The 21,953-nt window shown below is 52.3% G+C and carries 21 protein-coding genes; 10 read left to right on the top strand and 11 right to left on the bottom strand.

Annotated features, from left to right (window positions below; all coding sequences use genetic code 11):
* Nucleotides 1–44 precede the first annotated feature (44 nt).
* On the bottom strand, nt 45–1,250 hold the full coding sequence (locus ACMHXE_RS20075; RefSeq protein WP_165564833.1) for an RNA-guided endonuclease InsQ/TnpB family protein: 1,206 nt from the start codon (nt 1,248–1,250) through the stop codon (nt 45–47).
* 45 nt (nt 1,251–1,295) lie between these two features.
* On the opposite strand from ACMHXE_RS20075, the gene tnpA (ACMHXE_RS20070) reads away from it, so the two are divergent.
* Nucleotides 1,296–1,712, top strand: coding sequence for an IS200/IS605 family transposase (gene tnpA, locus ACMHXE_RS20070; RefSeq protein ID WP_335909953.1), 417 nt, complete (start codon nt 1,296–1,298; stop codon nt 1,710–1,712).
* Nucleotides 1,713–1,774: 62 nt separating this feature from the next.
* Here the strand turns inward: tnpA (ACMHXE_RS20070) and ACMHXE_RS20065 are convergent, their stop codons facing one another.
* The 4 genes from ACMHXE_RS20065 to ACMHXE_RS20050 form a co-directional block, all read right to left on the bottom strand.
* Nucleotides 1,775–1,921 (bottom strand): hypothetical protein, encoded by a 147-nt coding sequence (locus ACMHXE_RS20065; protein WP_335909954.1) that lies wholly within the window; start codon nt 1,919–1,921, stop codon nt 1,775–1,777.
* A complete protein-coding gene (locus ACMHXE_RS20060) occupies nt 1,918–5,166 on the bottom strand; it encodes an efflux RND transporter permease subunit (protein WP_251767126.1) in 3,249 nt (1,082 codons plus the stop codon). The genes ACMHXE_RS20065 and ACMHXE_RS20060 overlap by 4 nt, the downstream gene beginning before the upstream one ends.
* A 21-nt stretch (nt 5,167–5,187) precedes the next feature.
* The gene (locus ACMHXE_RS20055) at nt 5,188–6,243 is read right to left on the bottom strand and encodes an efflux RND transporter periplasmic adaptor subunit (RefSeq protein WP_226564785.1); all 1,056 of its coding nucleotides are present in this window, start codon (nt 6,241–6,243) and stop codon (nt 5,188–5,190) included.
* 456 nt (nt 6,244–6,699) lie between these two features.
* Nucleotides 6,700–9,126, bottom strand: a complete 2,427-nt coding sequence (locus ACMHXE_RS20050; RefSeq protein WP_251767125.1) for a TonB-dependent receptor — start codon at nt 9,124–9,126, stop codon at nt 6,700–6,702.
* Nucleotides 9,127–9,857: 731 nt separating this feature from the next.
* On the opposite strand from ACMHXE_RS20050, the gene aceB reads away from it, so the two are divergent.
* The 3 genes from aceB (at nt 9,858) to ACMHXE_RS20035 (ending at nt 14,546) form a co-directional block, all read left to right on the top strand.
* Nucleotides 9,858–11,468: a malate synthase A gene (gene aceB, locus ACMHXE_RS20045; RefSeq protein ID WP_025009747.1), complete on the top strand. Its 1,611-nt coding sequence runs from the start codon at nt 9,858–9,860 to the stop codon at nt 11,466–11,468.
* A 73-nt stretch (nt 11,469–11,541) separates the two neighbouring features.
* Nucleotides 11,542–12,864, top strand: coding sequence for an isocitrate lyase (aceA, locus tag ACMHXE_RS20040; RefSeq protein WP_028779181.1), 1,323 nt, complete (start codon nt 11,542–11,544; stop codon nt 12,862–12,864).
* Between the two features lie 257 nt (nt 12,865–13,121).
* Nucleotides 13,122–14,546, top strand: a complete 1,425-nt coding sequence (locus ACMHXE_RS20035; RefSeq protein ID WP_286996579.1) for an HDOD domain-containing protein — start codon at nt 13,122–13,124, stop codon at nt 14,544–14,546.
* On the opposite strand, the gene ACMHXE_RS20030 is transcribed toward ACMHXE_RS20035, so the two are convergent.
* The 5 genes from ACMHXE_RS20030 to ACMHXE_RS20010 all read right to left on the bottom strand — a co-directional run bounded on the left by ACMHXE_RS20030 (nt 14,526) and on the right by ACMHXE_RS20010 (nt 17,594).
* Nucleotides 14,526–15,086, bottom strand: coding sequence for a nuclear transport factor 2 family protein (locus ACMHXE_RS20030; RefSeq protein WP_144167707.1), 561 nt, complete (start codon nt 15,084–15,086; stop codon nt 14,526–14,528). The genes ACMHXE_RS20035 and ACMHXE_RS20030 overlap by 21 nt on opposite strands.
* A 112-nt stretch (nt 15,087–15,198) precedes the next feature.
* Complete coding sequence (locus ACMHXE_RS20025; protein ID WP_251767124.1) at nt 15,199–16,023, bottom strand: zinc-dependent peptidase; 825 nt, start codon at nt 16,021–16,023, stop codon at nt 15,199–15,201.
* Nucleotides 16,024–16,201: 178 nt separating this feature from the next.
* The gene (locus ACMHXE_RS20020; protein WP_165564850.1) at nt 16,202–16,606 is read right to left on the bottom strand and encodes a CopG family transcriptional regulator; all 405 of its coding nucleotides are present in this window, start codon (nt 16,604–16,606) and stop codon (nt 16,202–16,204) included.
* Nucleotides 16,566–17,309: an AAA family ATPase gene (locus ACMHXE_RS20015; RefSeq protein ID WP_101056220.1), complete on the bottom strand. Its 744-nt coding sequence runs from the start codon at nt 17,307–17,309 to the stop codon at nt 16,566–16,568. The genes ACMHXE_RS20020 and ACMHXE_RS20015 overlap by 41 nt, the downstream gene beginning before the upstream one ends.
* Before the next feature lie 30 nt (nt 17,310–17,339).
* Entirely contained in the window at nt 17,340–17,594 is a 255-nt protein-coding gene (locus ACMHXE_RS20010; RefSeq protein ID WP_335909195.1) for a hypothetical protein, read from the bottom strand.
* Nucleotides 17,595–17,974: 380 nt separating this feature from the next.
* Between ACMHXE_RS20010 and ACMHXE_RS20005 the strand changes: the two genes are divergently transcribed.
* The 5 genes from ACMHXE_RS20005 to ACMHXE_RS19985 all read left to right on the top strand — a co-directional run bounded on the left by ACMHXE_RS20005 (nt 17,975) and on the right by ACMHXE_RS19985 (nt 20,179).
* Nucleotides 17,975–18,439: a GNAT family N-acetyltransferase gene (locus ACMHXE_RS20005; protein ID WP_039035082.1), complete on the top strand. Its 465-nt coding sequence runs from the start codon at nt 17,975–17,977 to the stop codon at nt 18,437–18,439.
* 226 nt (nt 18,440–18,665) lie between these two features.
* Complete coding sequence (locus tag ACMHXE_RS20000) at nt 18,666–18,881, top strand: DUF3820 family protein (protein WP_028779188.1); 216 nt, start codon at nt 18,666–18,668, stop codon at nt 18,879–18,881.
* A 93-nt stretch (nt 18,882–18,974) separates the two neighbouring features.
* Nucleotides 18,975–19,274, top strand: a complete 300-nt coding sequence (locus ACMHXE_RS19995; protein WP_165564852.1) for an NrfJ — start codon at nt 18,975–18,977, stop codon at nt 19,272–19,274.
* A 108-nt stretch (nt 19,275–19,382) separates the two neighbouring features.
* Complete coding sequence (locus tag ACMHXE_RS19990; protein WP_226684777.1) at nt 19,383–19,934, top strand: GNAT family N-acetyltransferase; 552 nt, start codon at nt 19,383–19,385, stop codon at nt 19,932–19,934.
* A complete protein-coding gene (locus ACMHXE_RS19985) occupies nt 19,931–20,179 on the top strand; it encodes a hypothetical protein (protein WP_287591766.1) in 249 nt (82 codons plus the stop codon). Before ACMHXE_RS19990 ends, ACMHXE_RS19985 begins: the two co-directional genes overlap by 4 nt.
* Before the next feature lie 62 nt (nt 20,180–20,241).
* Here the strand turns inward: ACMHXE_RS19985 and tnpA (ACMHXE_RS19980) are convergent, their stop codons facing one another.
* A complete protein-coding gene (gene tnpA, locus ACMHXE_RS19980) occupies nt 20,242–20,658 on the bottom strand; it encodes an IS200/IS605 family transposase (RefSeq protein WP_335909953.1) in 417 nt (138 codons plus the stop codon).
* 45 nt (nt 20,659–20,703) lie between these two features.
* On the opposite strand from tnpA (ACMHXE_RS19980), the gene ACMHXE_RS19975 reads away from it, so the two are divergent.
* The gene (locus ACMHXE_RS19975; RefSeq protein WP_165564833.1) at nt 20,704–21,909 is read left to right on the top strand and encodes an RNA-guided endonuclease InsQ/TnpB family protein; all 1,206 of its coding nucleotides are present in this window, start codon (nt 20,704–20,706) and stop codon (nt 21,907–21,909) included.
* The last annotated feature ends 44 nt before the right edge of the window (nt 21,910–21,953 follow it).

Below are 21,953 nucleotides of genomic sequence, written 5' to 3'. Positions count from 1 at the left end.
ATTGACATCCTCCTCGCCGTAAACGACGAGGATTCCTACTGCGGTTAGGCGCGAACGCCGGACTCGCTTCGGTGGGTTCCTGCTGCTGGCGGCATTGTTGCACCACTCACTTCACAGGCTAATCGGGCGTGTCCCGCCCTTAATACATTGATCGCGCCGACGACATCGGCGTTTTCTTCAAAGCCACATTCCACACAGGCAAACCGAGCTTGCGTGGCGCGGTTATCCTTCGATATGTGACCACAGCACGGACACGTCCGGCTGGTGTTTTTCGGTGGAACGGCGATCAGGTGGCCACCATTCCATGCCAGCTTGTAATCGAGCTGGCAACGGAACTCAAACCAGCCTTGATCAAGAATGGCTTTATTCAGGCCTGACTTCGCCCTAACATTCCTACCCTGTTGCTCGGCGGTTCCTGCCGCTGATTTTGACATGTTTTTGACCTGCAAATCTTCAATACAGACTATCGCGTGGTTTTTGCTAATGTCGTTTGAGATTTTATGCAGGTAGTCACGGCGGCTGTTGCCGATATTGGAATGAATGCGCTGAACTTTGGCTTTGGCCTTTTTCCAGTTATTGCTGAATTTTACCTTGCGGCTCATGGCCTGCTGCGCCTTGCGCAAAGCGGTTTCGTGCCGTTTGAAACTGTTGAGCGGGGCGTAAAAACGGCCATCGGACAGGGTGGCAAAGCGGGCAATGCCCATGTCAATGCCGATGGCATCGCCCTGATGCACGGCAATTTCAACTTCCCGCTCGGTCTGGATCGATACATACCACTTACCACAAACCTGACTGACCGTGACGTTTTTAATCTCACCTTCCACCGTCCGGCTGTTGCGGTAACGCAGCCAGCCGAGCTTGGGCAGGAAGAGTCGATTATTGCCTTGCTCCAGTTTCACCCCTTGTGGATAGCGAAAGCTATCTGACTGACCCTTCTTTTTGAAGCGCGGGAAGTCTGCTCGTTTGGCAAAGAAATTTTTGTACGCCCGATCTAAATCTTTCAGCGACTGTTGCAGCGTTTGAGAAGGTGAATCAGACAGCCATTTTGTTTCTGGCTCTGCTTTCCATTGTGGTAACAGATTATTCAGTTCAAAGGCCGATAGTTTCTTTTCACCCTGCTCATGTCGTTCTTTTTGCAACGCCAGCGCCTTGTTATAGACAAACCGACAAGCACCGGAGAAGCGGCGCATCTGGCGCTGCTGCTCTCCAGTGACAATCAGTTCGAATTTGTAGGCTTGCAGTCGTTGCATGGCTTGCTCATACTGTGTCAATACAACTCAATTATAGATTGGTCTATGGAAATTGAAAACGATTTAAGGCATGGCAGGCATTGCGTTTTTAAAATGCACGTTCATTTGGTCTTTGTAACAAAATACCGACGAAATGTCTTTACCAAAGAAGTGCTGGATGATCTAAAAATCTTTTTTGAAAAGGTCTGTCTTGATTTTGAATCAGAGCTGGTTGAGTTCGACGGTGAAGACGACCATGTGCATTTGTTGGTGAATTACCCGCCGAAGGTGGCCGTGTCGAATCTGGTTAACAGTCTCAAAGGTGTATCCAGCCGGATGATCCGAAAAAAGAATTACCCTTCGATCAAAAAGAAACTCTGGGGAGGTGCGCTCTGGTCGCCCAGTTATTTTGCGGGGAGCTGTGGTGGTGCGCCAATTGAGATCATCCGGCAGTATATTGAGCAGCAACAAACTCCGGCGTAGCCCTCAGAACGGCTTCGCCGTTGCGCTATTCATCCTCGCCCTGAACGGCGAGGTTTTCCGCGCTATCCGATAAAGATCCGCGGTATCTCTATCCCGGGGAACATCTCCAGCGGCAGCAAGCGGCTGGCGGCCAGACCAAAGAGCAGAATGGCCACAAAGAACATGCTGGTGGTCACCGGGCGCTTGAGCGCCAGTTTGGTCAGGTTCATGCGCCTTCTCCCATGGTGGCCGGCTCGGCGTACTGTTTGCGGTCGAACAGGGCATAGAGCACAGGAATAACCACCAGAGTCAGCAGAGTCGACAGGCTGAGGCCGAAAATCACAGTGATCGCCATGGGGGCACGCACTTCACTGCCGTCCCCCAAGCCTATTGCCATGGGCAGCAGCCCCAGATTGGTGGTCAGTGTGGTCATCAGTATGGGTCTTAAACGCGATGCTGCCGCTTGCTTGATGGCGTCGAGACGTTGTTTGCCGCTTTGCCTGAGCTGATTGATCCTGTCTACCAATACTATGGCGTTATTGACCACTATCCCGGCGAGCATGATAAGGCCGATAAAGACGATGACAGACAACTGGGTGCCGGTTATCGCCAGGCCGTAGATACTGCCGCTCAGTGCCATGGGTACAGCCATCAGGATAAGCAAGGGGTGCAGCAATGACTCAAACTGACTGGCCATCACCAGATAAACCAGGAATACCGCCAAGATCAGCGCTATCTTCAGCGATTGGAACGAATGCTCCATCCCTTCATTCTGACCGCCGAATCGGCTTTGCACCAAGGCGGGTAGTGTCAGTTGGCTGAGAATGCGTTTGGCACTAGCCACCGCCTGATTAAGATCGCCATAGGCCAGATTGGCCGACACTATGGCTACCCGCTGCTGGCTGATGCGATTGATTGCCGAAGGTCCGAGAGTCAACGAGACATCGGCCACGGCGCTCAAGGGGATGGGCTGCGGGCTGGATGGGTTGATCAGCATGGCATCGATATCGCTTATCTGATTGCGTTCATCCAACTCGCTACGCACCAGAATATCTATCTTGCGCTCCCTCAGGGTGTATTTGCTGGCTACGGTACCGCCAACCCGCTGGGCTATGCTGGTGGCCACGGTTGGCGCATCCAGGCCAAGGGCGGCCATTCTGGCGTGATCAAAACGGATACTCAGCTCCGGCTGACCGTCACGCAGGCTGCTGCTGATATCGACAAAGCGGGGATCGCCCTCCAGCGCCTTAACCAGTGAAGCGGCCGAGGTTTTCAACTGTTCCAGTTCATAGCCGGACAACTCTATCTCCAGCGGAGTCTTGAAGCTGAACAGCTCGGGATATTGGATCTGCGCTTCCAGCTCGGGAATAGTGCGCAAAGTGCTGCGCAGTTTGGCGGCAACTTGGTCAAACGCGCGGTGATCGGCCAGCACCAACTGCAGACGCCCCCAGTTTTCGCCGCCGCGCCGGGTATCCGAGGTCATAAGACCACCGCTGCCGGCCTGGCTGTATGCGTGTTTCACTTCCTTTCTGTCTTTGATAGCCAGCGCCAGACGCTGCAATACGGCATCGGTTTGGCTCACCTCACTGCCGGGAGGCAGCAGGATTTCCACATAGAATTCGCCTTGATTCATCGGTGGGATCAGCTCCATTCCCAGGCGGCTCATCAAGACGCCAGAGATGGCGGTGACCGCAATGGCCAGCACCAGAGTGATGCCTCGGAACTTGAGTGCCAGGTTCAGCAGCGGCTGATAGCCATCGGCCAGCCAGCCGTAGCAAAGGTTAAACAGTCTGGACAGCGGCTTCATCACCAGGGATACCTGCCACACCAGCAGCCGGGTGACGATTAACACCAGCGTCAGCAGCAATCTTGGCAGATAGCTGAGCAGCAACAGGAAAGGGAAGGTAAACACAGTGGCGCTGTAATGCTTGAGCTTGCCAAGCTTACCCGCCGGAGGCTGCGGTTTGTCCCGCTTGACCAGTTCCGGCAACATTGTGAAGCCTTCGCGGGAAGCCAGCATAGGAATCGAGGTGAGGGCAACCAGCAAAGAGGCCAGCAGGGCGAAAGTAACGGTCAGGGCCTGATCGGCAAACAGGGCTCCGGCAATGCCGTCGACAAATACCAAGGGCACAAATACCGCCAGCGTGGTCAGGGTAGAGGCAAAAATCGCCCCGGCCACCTCTTTGGTTCCTGTGATAGCGGCCTGGCGGCGATCCATCCCCTGAGCCTTGCACCTGTCGATGTTTTCCAGCACCACGATGGCGTTATCCACCAACAGCCCCACCGCCAGCGCGATACCGCCGAGCGACATGATGTTAAGACTGATATCGGCAAAATACATCATGTTAAAGGTGGCTATCACAGAGAAGGGGATAGAGATGGAGATGATCAGGGTCGGGATGATGTCTCGAAGGAACAGGTAGATCACCAGCATTGCCAGCAGACTGCCGATAAGGGCTGATGAGGTCACTTCGCTGACGGCGCTTTCGATAAACTCCGACTGATCGTAAATTATTTCAGGCACTGGCGTGGCGCTGTCTTTGGCCTCAGAGCGCATCTGTTGTAACTGGCTCTTAAGCTTATTGGCTACGGCTACCGTGTTGGCATCGCCCTCCTTATAGATGGCGAGCTCAATGGACTCCTTGCCGCCGATGCGGGTGATATCGCTGCGCTCTTTAAAGGCATCCTTCACTTCGGCTATTTCGCCAAGACGTACCAGGGTATTGCCCTTTTGATAGACAATCACATTGGCCAGCTCATCGAGGGAGTGGAACTGGTTAACGGTGCGCACCAGGTATTCGCGGTCGCCCTGGATCACCTTACCGGCAGAAAGGTTGACGTTTTCTTCGCTGATGCGATTGCGAATGGCTTCACTGCTGAGATCCAGCTGCGCCAGTTTCTCTTGATTGAGCAGAATATGCACTTCCTGCTCCAGCCCGCCGGAAAGGCGCACGGCAGCGACTCCGGAAAGTGACTCGAGCTCCCGCTTAAGCTCCTCTTCGGCATAAGTCCGCAGGCGCTTGAGCTCGGCTTCTGTGGCCTTGGGGGCTGGCAGTGCCAGGCGCATGATGGGATCGAGATTGGGATTAAAGCGCAGCAACAAAGGCTTTTTTACATCCAGCGGCAGCTCTATGGTGTCGAGTTTTTCCCGCACATCGAGACTGCCCATATCCATCTCTGTGCCCCATTCAAATTCGAGCACTACATCGGACATACCGGAGCGGGAAATCGAACTTATCTGCCTCAAGCCTTTAACAATACCGACCGCTTCCTCGATAGGTTTGGAGATAAGCTGCTCCACCTCCACGGGTGCCGCGCCCTCGTACAGGGTGCGTATGGTGAGTGTGGGGTAGCTCAAGTCAGGCAACAGCTTTACCGCCAGACGGGAGAAACCCACCATGCCGAACAGGATAACGGCCAGCATAAACATCCAGACGGTCACCGGACGCTTGACCGAAGTGGTAATAATAGACATAAGAGGTGGTCCTTGTGACAGTTAGTTGGCCTTGGCCAGATCCAGCGGAGCTATCACTTCCACCAATGATTGATCCTTGAGATTGTGTTGACCGCGAACCACCACCTGTTCACCAGGACTTATGCCCTCAATGATTTCCACTTTATCGTCCTGGCGGTAACCCAGTTTGACCTCGCGGCGCTGCGCCTTGCCCTCTTCGATAACATAGAGCGCCTTGCGATCATCCTGATTGATGACGGCGTTATAGGGCACCACTATCACATTGTCGTGGGTGTCGTATCTGAGTTCCACCCGGGTAAACATCCCGGCCTTGAGACTGGCATCCTGATTGGGGATCGAAAGGGTTACCTTGAAAGTACCGCTGGTAGCTTCCACCACAGGGCTTATTCTGAGCACCTTGGCCGCCACTTGCTGCTGGCGGGAACTGATGACTTCGGCTTCCTGACCTATGCGCAAACTGCTCAGTTGCTGCTCCGGCAGATTGACTATGCCGTAGAGCTCATCCTGATTGACCAGGTAGAACAGCTCTTCAAACTCCTTGGCCATATTGCCCTGTTTGACAAAACGTTTGGCGACGACGCCATCTATGGGAGAGCGGATTTGGCTTTCTTCCACGTGCAGTTTGGCCAAATCCCGACGCGCCTTGGCGGCTTGCAGGTTGAATTCCAGTTTGGCCATGGCATCGGCACTGACAAACTCACGATTATTCATTTTCTTCAGCCGGTTGAGCTCCTGCTCTATGATTTGCACCTCGGCTTCGGCCTTATCCAGTTCATAACGTTGGCGACGGGAGTCTATCACCGCCAGCAACTGTCCCTTGCTGACTCTGTCACCTTCCTCGACTTGCAGAGTTTCTATCAGCCCGGCAATACGGCTGACCACATGGGCTTCTTGTGGCGCTTCCAGTGTGGCTGTGGTGGCGTAGAAGGAGGAAACCTGGCCTTGAGTGACTATGCTGGTCTCGACCGGAATGGCAAAGGCTTGTTGTTCTTCTTCCTGCTGCTGTTCACTGCAGCCGCTGGCCAGAGACCCAAGCAGCAAAACCGTGCTCAGGGTGTAGGTGAGGTTACGCTTCATGTGAAAGTCCTTATCTTGATCTTTGTTGCGATAAAGCAAAACTGGTGCCAGTTTTAAATTTCCTTTTAAAACAATTGGTAATGGTATTTTTGTGTTTGCCCTATTGCGGTGTTTGATGCTAATGTAGCGAAAAAGTTTATTTTGTGATGTTTTTTGCCAGTGGTGTTCATTATAGCGTTTGGCTTTATGGGCAAAGAGTGAAAATAGGCCAGACTGAAGACTTCATACTGGCTCATTATGTAGCTTGGACAAGTAAAGAAGGACGCTGGAATAAGATTCGAGCCGGTAAAAGGTCTTCACTCAGATACAAGGCTCTGCTGGATGGTGAGTTGCAGCAAGCATAAGAAAATCCGATGACTTAAAGGCCATCGGATTGGGTTCTTTACTGCAAGCGTCGAACGCTTTTGTCACAAGGGTTATATGACACACTGATCGGCGGGTTGGCCCAATGCTGTGTTAGAAGCGGTAGCTGACGCTCAACTTGGCGTTGCGTTCAGCACCAGGCATGCCGCCAAGGAACATTGCCTTGTCGTAGTAGCGGGTGTTGAACAGGTTATTGAGGTTCAGCTGCACATTCCAGTCATCGGCCTTGTAGGCGATGGCCGAGTCCCAAACCGTGTAGGCGGGCACTTTGCCATCCGGGATCCCGAAGGAATCCGAGTTGGTGCTACGCTCATCGACATAACGAACCCCAAAGCTTATAGATAAGGGGTGCGGCAGCACCTGCCACTGATGACTGTAAGTGACCCAGGCACTGGCACTGACCTGAGGAACCCCTTTCTGGCGGCTGTTGTAGCCGCTGGAGTTGGGGTCATTCTTGTTGCGTGCATCCTGATACAGACCATTGAGGTTTATCAACCATTCTTCATTGAGGTGGGCGTTGAGATCCAGCTCGGCACCTGTGGTCTTGTCCTTGCCATCGTAGAAGAATTCGGGCACTGAGATGTTGTAATCAGGCGCGCCTTCTTTGTCATTGTATTCCGGGTTGCCGTAGCGCAGGTTAGTGCGCTCGCTCTGGAACAGGACCAAGGAGCCGAGCAACTGATCGTCAAAGCCCTTGAAGCGCATACCGAGGTCATAGCTCAGGGACTCTGAATCCTTTCTGTCCGCTGCACGGCCACTCTGTGCGCCCGTTACGGCACCGAGCACGCTGTAAGCCGTGCGCCCCTTGGCATGATTGACGAAGAATGACAGGTTATCGGTCGGCATATAAGTCAGACCCAGATTATAGGTCATACCGTGATCTTTGGTGTCCTGCTCCGGGGTCGGATCTTTTTTAGGGGTGCCCAGATGACTGTATTTCTGCTCAATCTCATTGAACGCCACACCCACCCTGGCAGTAAAGGTTTCACTCAGGTAACCCACATACTGCATGCCCAGCCCCCAGGCGCGGACTTGTTTGTTGTAGTTGTCCTTGAGATCCGGGTTGTAGTCCTCAAAGGCTTTGTCACCCCAGTTGGGATTGCGGATATCCAGAATATAAGGCAGTTCACCGCCGCCATCTTTGTCGTACAGTGCCCAGCTCTTGTAGGCGATATCTCTGTCTTCCAGATTGGCATTCAGCAACAGCTCACTGTCTATGCCTGCCAGGCTGAAGTTGTAGCGCATATCGGCAAAGTACTGCCAGGATTTCTCGTGGGCATCTACCTTGCGGTATTCCTGTCTTCTGGCGGCATAAGGATACAGGACATCATCAATCACCAGTGGCGCGCGGGGATCGGCATTGATCACGTCTACGGATTTGACCTTGCGTTTCCAGTACACATAGTTATAGGCGCCAGTTTGGCGGATGAACCCGGACTGGTAGTCTCTATACTGTAACTGCTGATTGAGCTGCAGATTGTCACTGAGGGCAATGTTGTGGTTCAGCTTGAAGCGCCACTCTTCGCCTTCATTGGGCCTGCTGATGGGAGAGGCCAGGCTGGTATCGCCTATGTCGAAGGGTTCGATTCCATCGCTCGCCACCAGGGAGTCGGCCAGTTGTTGCCGCTGCGCCTCAGTCAGTTGAATGCCGGCGCCATTGGGGTCGTTAACCAAATCTTGCCAGCTGACTTGTGCGCCGCTCAGGCCGCCGGTAGAGGCGGCGTTGTAGATACGTATCGGGTGGCCTACAGAGTCTACTTGCACAGAGTCTTTAATCCAAGCGGCCGACAGCACCAGATCTTGAGAGTTTGAAGGCAGAATTTTCAACGAGGCATAGACTTCATCTCTGTCGCTGCCGATATCACGATAGCCATCGCTACGGGCATGTTTGGCCACCAGGCGATAGGCCAGGGTGTCGCTCAAGCCTCCGGTAGAGTCGAGCCCCAGGCTGTAACTGTTCCAGGAGCCCACTTCGGCGCTGACTTCTGTGCTGTCCTGAAATTGAGGTTTCTTTTCAATAAGGTTGATGATCCCGCCGGCGCTGCCCATACCATAGAGCCCGGTCGCAGGGCCTTTGAGCACCTCAACCGCTTCTACATTAGTCATGGAGCGAGTGGGATTAAAAGTGTTGCCGAGTCCTGCGCCGCCGTACATGCCGTCATAAGTGTAGTTGGCGTCCAGGCCACGGATCACCAGGTTATCTCCTATGCCGTAGTTGTTGCCGGCTTGGGTAACACCACTGATGTTACGCACCAGATCCTGCAGAGAGTCGGCCCCCTGGGCGGCAAACAGCTCTTTATCTATCACCACCAAAGCCGCCGGGGTTTCCATCAGAGACATATCTGATTTTGTCGCCAGCCCTGAATTCATTACCACCTTGTTTTGTTTGCCATAAACGGTAATGCGTTCCACATCCTGTGATACCTGTTGTGACTGAGTCGCTTCGTTTGCCTGTGCGGCCTGTGCCATGGTCAGCGACAGGCAAGCCGTCACCGCCAGAGATATTGCGGATTGCTGCATTTGAGATCATCCCCCTCTAAAGTAGGGTGCGAATGATAATGGTTTTTATTTGTCTTGCAACAAAAGTTTCAAACTGTGTCAACCGAGTGGATATTTTTTGACTAAGTCACTTGGATCCTGTTTCGGGAGCAAAATAGGCAAGTTTTTGAAAAAAATTTAAAAAAAATCGTTTTTTTATTGCTGCTGACCAAAGAGTTGGCCTGTGTTGATCACTATACGCAAGTCGTGAAAAACGGATCTCGATCACATTTAATTCTAACCTTTACGTAAAGGTTAGAGTTAAACGCTCGTTTAATATTCATCATGGTTGCATTATTGTTAACTATTTATTTTTGTTGGTTATTTGAAGTTGACCCTGACGAGAGTTCAAAACGGATATTCGCGGATTAGACCTAAGTTTTAATGATATTTTGTGGAAATTAATTTTTCCTTATTGTTATTTAATTACGTAATAAATTACTTTGGCGTTTGTGTGGTCAAGTTGTCTGACATTTTTCTGTAATCTGCAGCATGAGTCTTTGTGGTTTAATGTTTTTTGTTTTAAAAACAATGAATTGTGTTTTGTCTTTTGGCTTGGTCATACCAATTTTGAGTCAAGTTAAAGCCTAGGTTTTGACGTTTTTTTAGACATGTAGACTGTTGCAAATACAAATGTTTATCGATAGGTTTTAGTACGAAACGAACATTTGCAGGGTTTGGCAGCCTTATCTGCCATCCAGGGAGACAGCAGCATGATAGCAGAGACAGTCGCACAGCAAGGGCTCAGTATTAAGGGGGCCGAAATACCACAGCAGCAGAGCCTTTTTACTGAAGGTGCGCTCAACTTCCTCGAGGCTCTGTGTCGGGAGTTTGCTCCGGAAGTGACCAGCTTGCTGGAAAAGCGTGAGCAACGTCAGCAGCGGATAGACGGCGGCGAGTTGCCGGACTTTTTACCGCAAACCCGGGCCATTCGAGATGGTGATTGGCAAATTCGCGGTATACCGGCGGATCTTAAAGATAGACGGGTCGAGATCACCGGGCCTGTGGATCGCAAGATGATCATCAATGCGCTCAACGCCAATGTAAAAGTCTTTATGGCCGACTTCGAAGATTCGCTGGCACCCAGCTGGCAGAAGGTGGTCGAGGGCCAAATCAACCTGCGTGACGCCGTCCGCGGTGAAATTGATTTCACCGCGCCGGAAACCGGCAAACACTATCAATTGCAGGCCAACCCCGCGGTATTGATTGCCAGGGTGCGGGGGCTGCACCTGCCGGAGGCGCATGTCGAATTCAACGGTAAGCCTATTCCCGGCTGCTTATTCGACTTTGCTTTGTACTTCTACCATAACTATCGCCAACTGCTAGCCAAGGGTAGCGGACCTTACTTCTATATTCCCAAGCTCGAGAGCCATCTTGAGGCGCGCTGGTGGGCCAAGGTGTTTGCCTTCGCCGAAGAGCGTTTCTGCCTGCAGAGCGGCACCATCAAGTGCACCTGTCTGATTGAAACTCTGCCGGCCGTGTTCGAGATGGAGGAGATCCTCTATGAGCTGCGCTCCAACATAGTGGCGCTCAATTGTGGCCGTTGGGATTACATTTTCAGCTATATCAAAACCTTGAAGAAGCATCCCGATCGTATTTTGCCGGACCGCCAACAAGTGACCATGGATAAGCCGTTTCTCAGCGCCTATTCACGCCTGCTGATCAAGACCTGCCACAAGCGCGGCGCCCTGGCGATGGGCGGCATGGCAGCCTTTATTCCCGCCAAGGATCCGCAAACCAATGCCCAGGTGCTGGAGCGGGTTCGCAAGGACAAAGAGCTTGAGGCCCGAAACGGCCATGACGGCACCTGGGTGGCGCACCCTGGCCTGGCCGATACCGCCATGGGGATTTTCAACGAATATATAGGTGAAGAGCACGCCAACCAGCTGCATATCACCCGCGATGTGGACGCACCCATCCTGGCGGCCGAGCTGCTCAAACCCTGTGATGGTGAGCGCACCGAAGAGGGGATGCGACTCAATATCCGTATTGCACTGCAGTACATAGAAGCCTGGATTGGCGGCAATGGTTGTGTGCCCATCTATGGCTTGATGGAAGACGCAGCCACAGCGGAAATCAGCCGCGCCTCTATCTGGCAATGGATCCAGCACGGGCAAAAGCTTTCCAACGGCAAGCCGGTGACCAAGGCACTATTCAGCGCCATGTTGAAAGAGGAGTTGGCCAATGTGCGTGAAGAGCTCGGCAGCGAGCGTTTCGATAACGGCCAATTCAAGCAGGCAGCAAGCTTATTGGAAGAGATCACCACAGCCGATGAGCTGGTGACTTTCCTGACCTTGCCGGGCTACGAGCTGCTTACCCGATAACCCCATAACCATTAACGGCGGCCGCCCGCGGGGGCTGGGTGGCTGCCAAATTACCCTACGAAGGAGAGTCAAAATGACCAAGGCAACACAGAATTCACGTCAGGCGCAGATAGAAGCTTTGAAAAAGGATTGGGCTGAAAATCCACGTTGGCAGGGCGTTCGCCGTCCATTTACCGCCGAAGAAGTTGTGGCATTGCGCGGTTCAGTGGTTCCTGAAAACACCATCGCCAAGCGCGGCGCAGCCAAGTTGTGGGAGCTGGTTAACGGCGGCGCCAAGAAGGGTTATGTCAACTCTCTCGGGGCTTTGACCGGCGGTCAGGCCGTGCAGCAGGCCAAGGCGGGTATCGAGGCTATCTACCTCTCAGGCTGGCAGGTGGCGGCCGATGCCAACCTGGCGGGCACCATGTATCCGGATCAGTCACTCTATCCGGCCAACTCCGTGCCTGCCGTGGTGGGGCGAATAAATAACTCCTTCCGCCGCGCCGATCAGATCCAGTGGAACCAGGGTAAAAACCCGGAAGATGAGGGTTATGTCGATTACTTCCTGCCGATTGTGGCCGATGCCGAAGCCGGATTCGGTGGCGTACTGAACGCCTATGAGCTGATGAAGTCCATGATAGATGCCGGCGCCGCCGGGGTGCACTTCGAAGATCAGCTGGCCTCGGTGAAAAAATGTGGTCACATGGGCGGTAAGGTTTTGGTGCCGACTCAGGAAGCGGTACAGAAGCTGGTGGCGGCCCGCCTGGCAGCCGACGTATCCGGAGTGGATACTCTGGTGATTGCCCGTACCGATGCCAACGCCGCTGATCTGCTGACCTCAGATTGCGACCCCTATGATCGCGACTTCATCACCGGAGAGCGTACCCAGGAAGGTTTCTACCGGGTGAAAGCGGGTTTGGATCAGGCTATTTCCCGCGGGCTTGCCTACGCACCTTATGCCGACCTTATCTGGTGTGAAACCGCCAAGCCGGATCTGGAAGAGGCGCGCCGCTTTGCCGAAGCCATCCATGCCCAGTATCCGGATCAACTGTTGGCCTATAACTGTTCACCTTCGTTCAACTGGAAGAAGAACCTGGATGACGCCACCATTGCCAAGTTCCAACAGGAGCTTGCCAACATGGGCTACAAGTACCAGTTCATCACTTTGGCCGGTATTCACAACATGTGGTACAACATGTTCGATCTCGCCTACGACTATGCCCGTGGCGAAGGCATGAAGCACTATGTTGAGAAGGTTCAGGAAGCCGAATTCGCTGCTGCGCAGAAGGGATATACCTTTGTGGCGCATCAGCAGGAAGTGGGTACAGGTTACTTTGATCAGGTGACCAATGTTATCCAGGGCGGCCAGTCCTCTGTCACGGCTCTGAGCGGTTCGACCGAAGAAGAGCAGTTTTAATCCCCTGTGTTGGCGTCCTCGGGCGCCACTTCCCCGGAAATGAACCTACGCCATTTTCGGGGGTAATTTGTGACTTCCCAGTCATTTGAGCCTTGTTGCTTGTGTTTTGGCGACTCATTGAGTCGCCTTTTTTTGTTGTAATTGTGTTATTTTTTTGAAGTTTGTGCTTTATTCATAACAAGAGTTCCATTCTCAAGCCCACCGCTGGGCCAATACCTGAAAGAGTTGAGTCGTATTTGAAATCAGCCAACAAGGGGATGGATTACTGGACCCGCAGGATCAGTGATCAGGAAATGCCCGCACTTTGCTCAACAATAAGGACGTTGGAAAAACTCGCCAAGGACGATGTGTCCTCCATGGCGATTCTGGGGCGCAGCATAATGCACGACAATGCGCTCACTTCCCGTATTTTGCGGGTGGCCAACAGTGCCATCTATAACAAGGGAATAAGCCCTGTCACTACGGTCAGCCGCGCTGCCGTGGTATTGGGGTTCGACACCATTCGCAATATTTGCATTACTGCCAAGCTCCTCTCCAGTTTGCTGGAAAGCAAAAATCTGACTCCCTCGGTTTATCAAAGGTTGCTTAAGCTGATGGCCCTGGCGTTTCAGGCCGCCATGTTGGCCAAGATGATGCTCGATGGTTACGATGAGGAGTTGCAGGAAGAGGTGTTTATCGCCGCGCTGCTCTATCACTTGGGTGAGAGTGCCTTTTGGAGCACGGGAGCCGAGCTGGCCGAGGAGCTGGATTCAGCCCTCAGCGCCGAGAGCGATGCCGTAAATAGGCTCAATCTGGTGCGCGAGGCGCTCGGGGCTTCATTCAATCAGCTCAGCCAGGGGCTGGCCCGCAGTTGGGGCCTGGGTGAGCTCTTGTGCAAGTCGCTCAGCAATCCCGATGAACGCACGCCGGAAATTCGCAGTATTTTTCTGGCCAATAAACTCAGTGAAGCGCTGGCCGGAGCCGCACTCAAACCCGAGGAGCTGGAACGGCGCCTTAAACAAGCCGCCGATATGCTTAAGCTGGATACAGATGAGTTTCGTGGCCGGGTTCTTCGCTGCTCCAACGCTACTGTTAAGTTGGCCGAAGCCTATGGCGCCAAGGTGCTTATCGAGTATCTGCCGGACACAGATCTGTTGCTGCCCCAGGAGAGGGGGGCTGAGGTTGTGGTGCGCGAGGCAAATCTTGCGTTCCAGCTTAAGAAACTCAGAGAGCTGACAGGCTTTGCCGTCGAGAAGACTGATTTCAATAAGGTAGTGACCACGGCATTGGAGGGAATACTCGAGGGTATTGGTCTTGACCGCTGCGTTGTGCTCTTGCTGTCACCGAGCAGGCGCATGTTGCAGCCGAGGATCGCGCTTGGAGACGGCGCCAAGGAGATGAGAAATGACTTTGTTCTTGAACTGGAAGGCCGTGGTACTTTGCTGAAGGATTGCATCGAAAATCAGCGCCTTGTCTGGCAGGGCGAGGGCGCTGATCAAGCCGTGCTCGGTGAACAACTGGCGAGAAAAGTCCCAGCCAGTGGTTTTTTGCTGGCACCGTTACAGGTGGATAATAAGGTGATAGGCGTCTATTACGCTGACAGAGCCAGTTCTGGCCGGGATATTTATCCCGACGACTTTGATAGTTTTAGTCACTTTGTACAGCTGGCCAATATCTGTTTCTCAGTTGCCTTCAGGCACTGATTTATTTCGCTCGGCCGGCTGCTTTTTGCGATACAGCTTTATCTGATCGGTAATTCTGGGCGCCAGGGCGTTGGGAATCGGGAAACTCAGACTGTACTGCAGTATTTGCCAGCCTTGTTCAGTTTTGACAAGCGTGCCAGTGCCCCGTCCAAGCCCATAGGACTGGCTGTCCAGCAGTTCATCGAACACTATCACATCGCCGTGCTGCACCAAGCGGCGCGAGAAACTTTGGTAAGTCCAGCCCTTGGTGGCACGGGCATACTGCTCAAATTCAACCATATTCCAGTATTCACTGGCATCTGTACCGATAAACCCCGCATCGGGGCTGAAGAGGCTAAAGTAGCTGTCCCAGTCGGCATTGGCGGCACTTATGTGCAGCTTATCCAATACCGAAGCGGCCTGAGCTTGGTTTTCATTGGGTTGGCCGGTTTGCTCCTGGCCGTTTTGATTACCGGCTTGCGGGCTATTTGCCAAGGCTGAATGGCCGTAAATTGGTAGCAGCAGCGCTGTAGTCAGCAACAGAGGTTTAAGGTACAACATAATGTTTCCTATTATAATTTTTTTATTGTCTGTCCCAGCTTAACCCAATTGGGTACAAGATGTGAGCCAAAGGAGTGGGGGAAGCGTACAATTGTGCAGTTGCAAGGGGGATCTACTGCCAATTCAGGGGATCGAGACGATAGAAGCGGCTCAGCTCCTGGTAAAGTTCTGGATAATCAGCTTTCATCTGTTGCGGTTGCTCAAAGAACACTTCGCTTATTACGGCAAAGAATTCGGCCGGATTAGTGGCGCCGTAGTAACTGAATAGGCTCGGCTCACCACTGGCGGCCTGAGCCTGCAGTTTGGCAAACTCCTGCCCCAAAACCTGCGACCACACAGGGTAGGCGTTGAACTCACCGAGTCTGGGAGCGCCATTGGCATCACCTGCTTCCTGATCCAGTTGATGGGCAAACTCATGGATCACGACATTCCGGCCGTCTGCCGGATCGGCGGCGTCATCCAGAGTATTCTGCCAGGAAAGGACGACCTTCCCCTGACCCCAGGATTCTCCCGCCAATAACCTTTGGCTGTGCCATTCCAAGCCATTGGCATCCCGCTGCTGCTGGCGAACAATAAAGGCCGATGGGTACACCAGAATTTGTCTCAGGTTAGGGTAATAGTCGGTTTGGCGATTGAGCAACAAGAGACAGGCTTGCGCGGCTATGGTCACGCGGATTTCATCATCTATCTCCAACCCATCGCAACCGACAAACTGTTTTTCTGCCAGAAATACCTGGATGTGTTTCTTGAGCTGCAGTTGCAAGTCACTGGGCAGGGAACGGAAATAGGGCATACGTTTTTTCAGAATAGTGCGCCATTCCTTGGGAAAAGGCTTGGCGCGTATTTTGTTTCTGCGTCTGCGATCCCGCCAGGATTGGCTGAGGATCCAGCCTATGGCGCTGGCGCCGGCGGCAAGGGTGATTAGAATGGCCAGCATGATCCGGCTCCATGGCTAAAGCGTCTAATCCGATCTGTGGGGGCTCAGTGGGAATAACTCAAGCTCGGCACATGAAAAACAAGCAAAAAAAAGCTGACAGCAAAGAGGTTGAAACCTGTTATCGGCTGTCAGCAAAGGGTGGGAGTGTCAAACAGTCCACGCAGTTCAAGGGAAAGAGTTAGTCCGGCATAAACTTTTGCTCCAACTCGCGGCGCTCTCGCGGCGCCAGGCTGTGATGATGCTTGATAAGCAAACGTATCAGGCGTGACTTGGCAATATCACAGTCGCTGGCCATTTCGGCCAGGTGACTGATGGCCGCTTCACTCAGGGTAAAAGTCGCCTTGCGAAAAGGTTCGTGGCGGCGTTTGGGTATCAGCTTTTGCTGAGTCGCTTCCTGATTGGTGGAAGCTGCATTGGAATACCGCTGTTCAACCGGCATAGCGGCCGCCGCTTGCTGTGTTTGTCCCATGGCGTAATAGATGGCGCCGTCGATAAACTCATCGAGGGATTGCATGGCCAACATACGCTTACGGGCATCGGCCTCAGATGGCGTAACGTTTTTCTTCAGATCGGCCAGTCCCATACTGAGTCCTCATGCTGTTGAGTTGGTTGGTCATCAGACGGCTGCGGATCTCAGTGGCATTCTGTGCCTGCAGCATTTCGCAGGCGATGGCACGGATCTCGCTGGCGGCCTTACCCTTGGGGTCGAATTCGATTACCGAACGGCCGGACTCTTCACTGTCGTCATAGATGTTACGGCTGTAGGTAATGGCGTCCAGCACATTGATATCGTAGGTTTTACAGACTTCCTTGGCCTCGAGAATACGGCTGGCCTGGTTGGGCAGGTTAGGGCACTGGGTGATAACAAAAGAGGCGCGCATCTTGGGGTTTATCATCATGCAGGTGGCGACGATATCATCCATATGGCTGACGGTTTTAAGATCGCGGCGCTTGGGTCTAAGGGGCATAAGTACATGGGAGGCTACTGACATGGTGGCACGTAGCGCCAAGTTGTCCTGGCCGCCGCAATCGACTATCACGTAGTCGTAGTGTTGCTCCAGGCTCAGTAGATCGTTGCGGATTTTGCCATAGAGTTGCACACAGTTAATCCCGGCGAGTTTGCTGTCGTTGTTGCGGGCCTGGATCCAATCAGAGGTGGTTCGCTGAGGGTCGCAATCCACCATGATCACCGATGCGCCACATTCTACCGTGAGAAAAACGGCAATGTTTTGTGCCAGGCAGCTTTTGCCGCTGCCCCCCTTTTCACCGCCAACGAGTATGATCATTGTCTTGCCCTCTGAAAGTTTGTTCTTAAGTTATTTGTTCTTTCCCTGATGGCTTACAACTTTCCTTTGTTCGGGAGTGTTCCCAACTTGATGTTTACCGTGTCGTTGCTTTAAGGCTCTCCAAGGCTGTCGCTGACGGAGGTGAACAGTGAACGGTAAAATAAATGTAAAAGTTAAATTGTTATTGGTCAACTTGATGATTTTTATTGGTTTTTGTTGTTTTTGTGGCGTCATGTTTTTGGCGTTACCCTCTTGGGTTGTCGTAATAATGGCGGTGTTATCCATGAGTAAGGTGGCCGGAGAAATTATCAATAAAATTATGTCGTTAAAAAAATGTTGCCGCGTCATTTATTTGTTAAAACTGAACTGTGCCCGGATCCGAACCGCCAGAGTCTCTTTTATGACACCGCCAATACTGTATATAGGAATTAAAAGTATTTTTTTAGATTTAAAAAATATAAATAAATGTGATCTTTGTCGATTGGGCTGTTAATCAAACGCTTGGGTGTCTATGGGCCGAGAAGGGAGTGGTCTTTTATTACTCTATGCCGCTTGGTGAGCTTAGCAACTGTCATTTCCTTGCCACAGAACTCTGCCATGTTGGGATGCTAGCTAGACTTTTCTCTGGACGTTCCGACCATCTGCATTTATGCAAGGAGGCATTTATGGGCCACGTACTTAACCAGACCAGTCGCTTTGAAGTTGAGGAGTGTTGTCTGGCAATCCATGAACTCTTGTTGCTTAGAGACAGGGCTGGACTGCCCGTGCATGGACTAGATGACAGTTATTTGCCTGCCAAACCATTGTTGTCCTTATGTATCAGGGAAAATCAGCAAGGTGGGCAACTGGTGGCGCTGGCTTTGGTGCGAAGCGGCTCTGCAGCTGGATCTTGTCGGGAGCCTGGACACTATCTGCTACAGGATTTTCTGGTGTTGCCCGAATTTCGCCATCTTGGACTCGGCAGCTTTTTGTTGGAGACTGTTATTGAGCGATTATCGCTTCTGGGCTCGCCTAAATGGCAACTGATGCTGGAGGTGCTTCCGGGAGATGAAGTCTTGGCACAGCGCCTGGGGTTCAAGCCTGGCGGCCATAGTGTGCCGGGAAATCTTTGGCTGAAAAGCGTAGGTTGAATTGAAAGCTTGCCTTTCTTTGTTGAAGGCCAGGCTAACGCTGCGGTTTACCCAGGTAGGCTAGTTGAGTTATCAATTCGACAGTTATTCATGTCGTGGGTCACTTATACGTCGCTGAATTGACCTCAGACAAAAGTTGGCGCTGAGCCGCGCGGCTTGGCAGGCTTTCCACTCAAGTTTACTTTTCCGGAGTATACTGGCAACTTTAGCCTGAAACGGAGAGAAGATGCAGCCGGAACAGCAGTTGTTGGAAGCGATCAATCAGACCATGCCCTTTGGCAAGTACGCCGGACGCAAGTTATTGGAGCTTCCCGAGCCTTATCTGGTGTGGTTTCACTCCAAGGGGTTCCCCGAGGGCAAGCTTGGGCAGCAATTGGCGCTTATCTATGAGGTGAAGCTCAATGGTCTTGAGTCTATGCTGCGGCCATTGCTACGTCCGTGAAGCTGTCAAAAGTGTGAACCCTATTAGCGATTTATGAAATAACACATGTTTTAATGGCGCAGTATTTCCAACGACAACAGGAAGCAACAGACAATGACAAAATTGGCAAAGATCTTGGCGACCGCGGCTTTGGCTCTGGGTATATCTTCAGCCTGGGCACAAGGTGCGGTACATGAAGGCACAGTGGTCGACACCATGAATAGTGGCGGTTATACCTATGTGCAGATTAAAGAAGCCGATAAAACCTTTTGGGCGGCTGGTCCTCAGGTAGCTGTGGCCAAGGGTGATAAGGTGCAGGTGACCGAGCAGATGTGGATGAACAACTTCACCAGCAAGACCCTCAACCGTACTTTTGACAAGCTGATGTTTGTTGGTGAAATCGATAAGAAGTGATTTCATCCACTCTCTGTTAAAGTCGCGACTCTGTTCGCGGCTTTTTTTATTTGTGCTTAAGGGCTTTGCCTGAGCACAAATGTCGGGCAAAATGCCTGCAATTCAACTGTGTTGGTACCAATTCTCATGTTGCGGGTAGAGGTTTACTCTCATTCTCGTCACAGGCACTTGGGGGAGCAGATAGCCAATCTGTACCACAGTGCCGTTACTGCCATAGATGATGCCCGCTATAATGCGGCTCAGCGTCTGGCTTGGTCGGCGGCGCCGCGCTCGGGGCGATACTGGCAGCTAAGGCTCAAACGGGCTCAGGCCTGGGTGATGCTCAAGGGCAGTGAGCAAAGTCCTCTATGTGTGGGCTTTGTGTTGCTGGAGACCACCTTCCGTGAGCGAGGTTACATCGCTTGCCTTTATGTGGCGCCCGATAGCCAGCGTCAGGGGGTTGCCTCATCCTTGCTTGAAGCCACCAAGAAGTGGGCACTCACCCAAGGCTATCATCACCTGACAACAGATGCTTCGGCGCTGTCCAAACCTGTGTTTGAGCGTGCAGGGTTTCGTTTGCGTCACAAAAGCTATCAGGAAAAATCCGGCCAAATGTTCGGCAGCTATTTTATGAAGCTGATACTGGCGCCTTTGGTGCACGAAAGAGTTAAGTCTCCATGAACTCACCAACTGCCACTCAAATCGAGCATGGCTTTATTGTTCGCCAAGGTCGCCCTGAGGACTGCGCGGCCATCGCCGAGCTGTTTCATCTGGTGGTAAACGCCAGCACTGAGCATTACAGTCAGGCGCAATGCCAGGCCTGGTCGCCGGCAAAGCGCAGCGAAGATGAGTGGCGAAATCGTTTGCAGGGGACGGCGCTCTGGGTTGCCGAAGATGGTCGCAATTTGCTTGGATTTATCGGATAGCGCGGAAAACCTCGCCGTTCAGGGCGAGGATGAATAGCGCAACGGCGAAGCCGTTCTGAGGGCTACGCCGGAGTTTGTTGCTGCTCAATATACTGCCGGATGATCTCAATTGGCGCACCACCACAGCTCCCCGCAAAATAACTGGGCGACCAGAGCGCACCTCCCCAGAGTTTCTTTTTGATCGAAGGGTAATTCTTTTTTCGGATCATCCGGCTGGATACACCTTTGAGACTGTTAACCAGATTCGACACGGCCACCTTCGGCGGGTAATTCACCAACAAATGCACATGGTCGTCTTCACCGTCGAACTCAACCAGCTCTGATTCAAAATCAAGACAGACCTTTTCAAAAAAGATTTTTAGATCATCCAGCACTTCTTTGGTAAAGACATTTCGTCGGTATTTTGTTACAAAGACCAAATGAACGTGCATTTTAAAAACGCAATGCCTGCCATGCCTTAAATCGTTTTCAATTTCCATAGACCAATCTATAATTGAGTTGTATTGACACAGTATGAGCAAGCCATGCAACGACTGCAAGCCTACAAATTCGAACTGATTGTCACTGGAGAGCAGCAGCGCCAGATGCGCCGCTTCTCCGGTGCTTGTCGGTTTGTCTATAACAAGGCGCTGGCGTTGCAAAAAGAACGACATGAGCAGGGTGAAAAGAAACTATCGGCCTTTGAACTGAATAATCTGTTACCACAATGGAAAGCAGAGCCAGAAACAAAATGGCTGTCTGATTCACCTTCTCAAACGCTGCAACAGTCGCTGAAAGATTTAGATCGGGCGTACAAAAATTTCTTTGCCAAACGAGCAGACTTCCCGCGCTTCAAAAAGAAGGGTCAGTCAGATAGCTTTCGCTATCCACAAGGGGTGAAACTGGAGCAAGGCAATAATCGACTCTTCCTGCCCAAGCTCGGCTGGCTGCGTTACCGCAACAGCCGGACGGTGGAAGGTGAGATTAAAAACGTCACGGTCAGTCAGGTTTGTGGTAAGTGGTATGTATCGATCCAGACCGAGCGGGAAGTTGAAATTGCCGTGCATCAGGGCGATGCCATCGGCATTGACATGGGCATTGCCCGCTTTGCCACCCTGTCCGATGGCCGTTTTTACGCCCCGCTCAACAGTTTCAAACGGCACGAAACCGCTTTGCGCAAGGCGCAGCAGGCCATGAGCCGCAAGGTAAAATTCAGCAATAACTGGAAAAAGGCCAAAGCCAAAGTTCAGCGCATTCATTCCAATATCGGCAACAGCCGCCGTGACTACCTGCATAAAATCTCAAACGACATTAGCAAAAACCACGCGATAGTCTGTATTGAAGATTTGCAGGTCAAAAACATGTCAAAATCAGCGGCAGGAACCGCCGAGCAACAGGGTAGGAATGTTAGGGCGAAGTCAGGCCTGAATAAAGCCATTCTTGATCAAGGCTGGTTTGAGTTCCGTTGCCAGCTCGATTACAAGCTGGCATGGAATGGTGGCCACCTGATCGCCGTTCCACCGAAAAACACCAGCCGGACGTGTCCGTGCTGTGGTCACATATCGAAGGATAACCGCGCCACGCAAGCTCGGTTTGCCTGTGTGGAATGTGGCTTTGAAGAAAACGCCGATGTCGTCGGCGCGATCAATGTATTAAGGGCGGGACACGCCCGATTAGCCTGTGAAGTGAGTGGTGCAACAATGCCGCCAGCAGCAGGAACCCACCGAAGCGAGTCCGGCGTTCGCGCCTAACCGCAGTAGGAATCCTCGTCGTTTACGGCGAGGAGGATGTCAAT

This window comes from Shewanella sp. BJSY2023SW007, from assembly GCF_047314525.1.
GTDB lineage: Bacteria > Pseudomonadota > Gammaproteobacteria > Enterobacterales > Shewanellaceae > Shewanella > Shewanella chilikensis.
The sequence above is the reverse complement of the archived record's forward strand: the minus strand, read 5'-3'. Positions and strand labels throughout refer to the sequence as shown.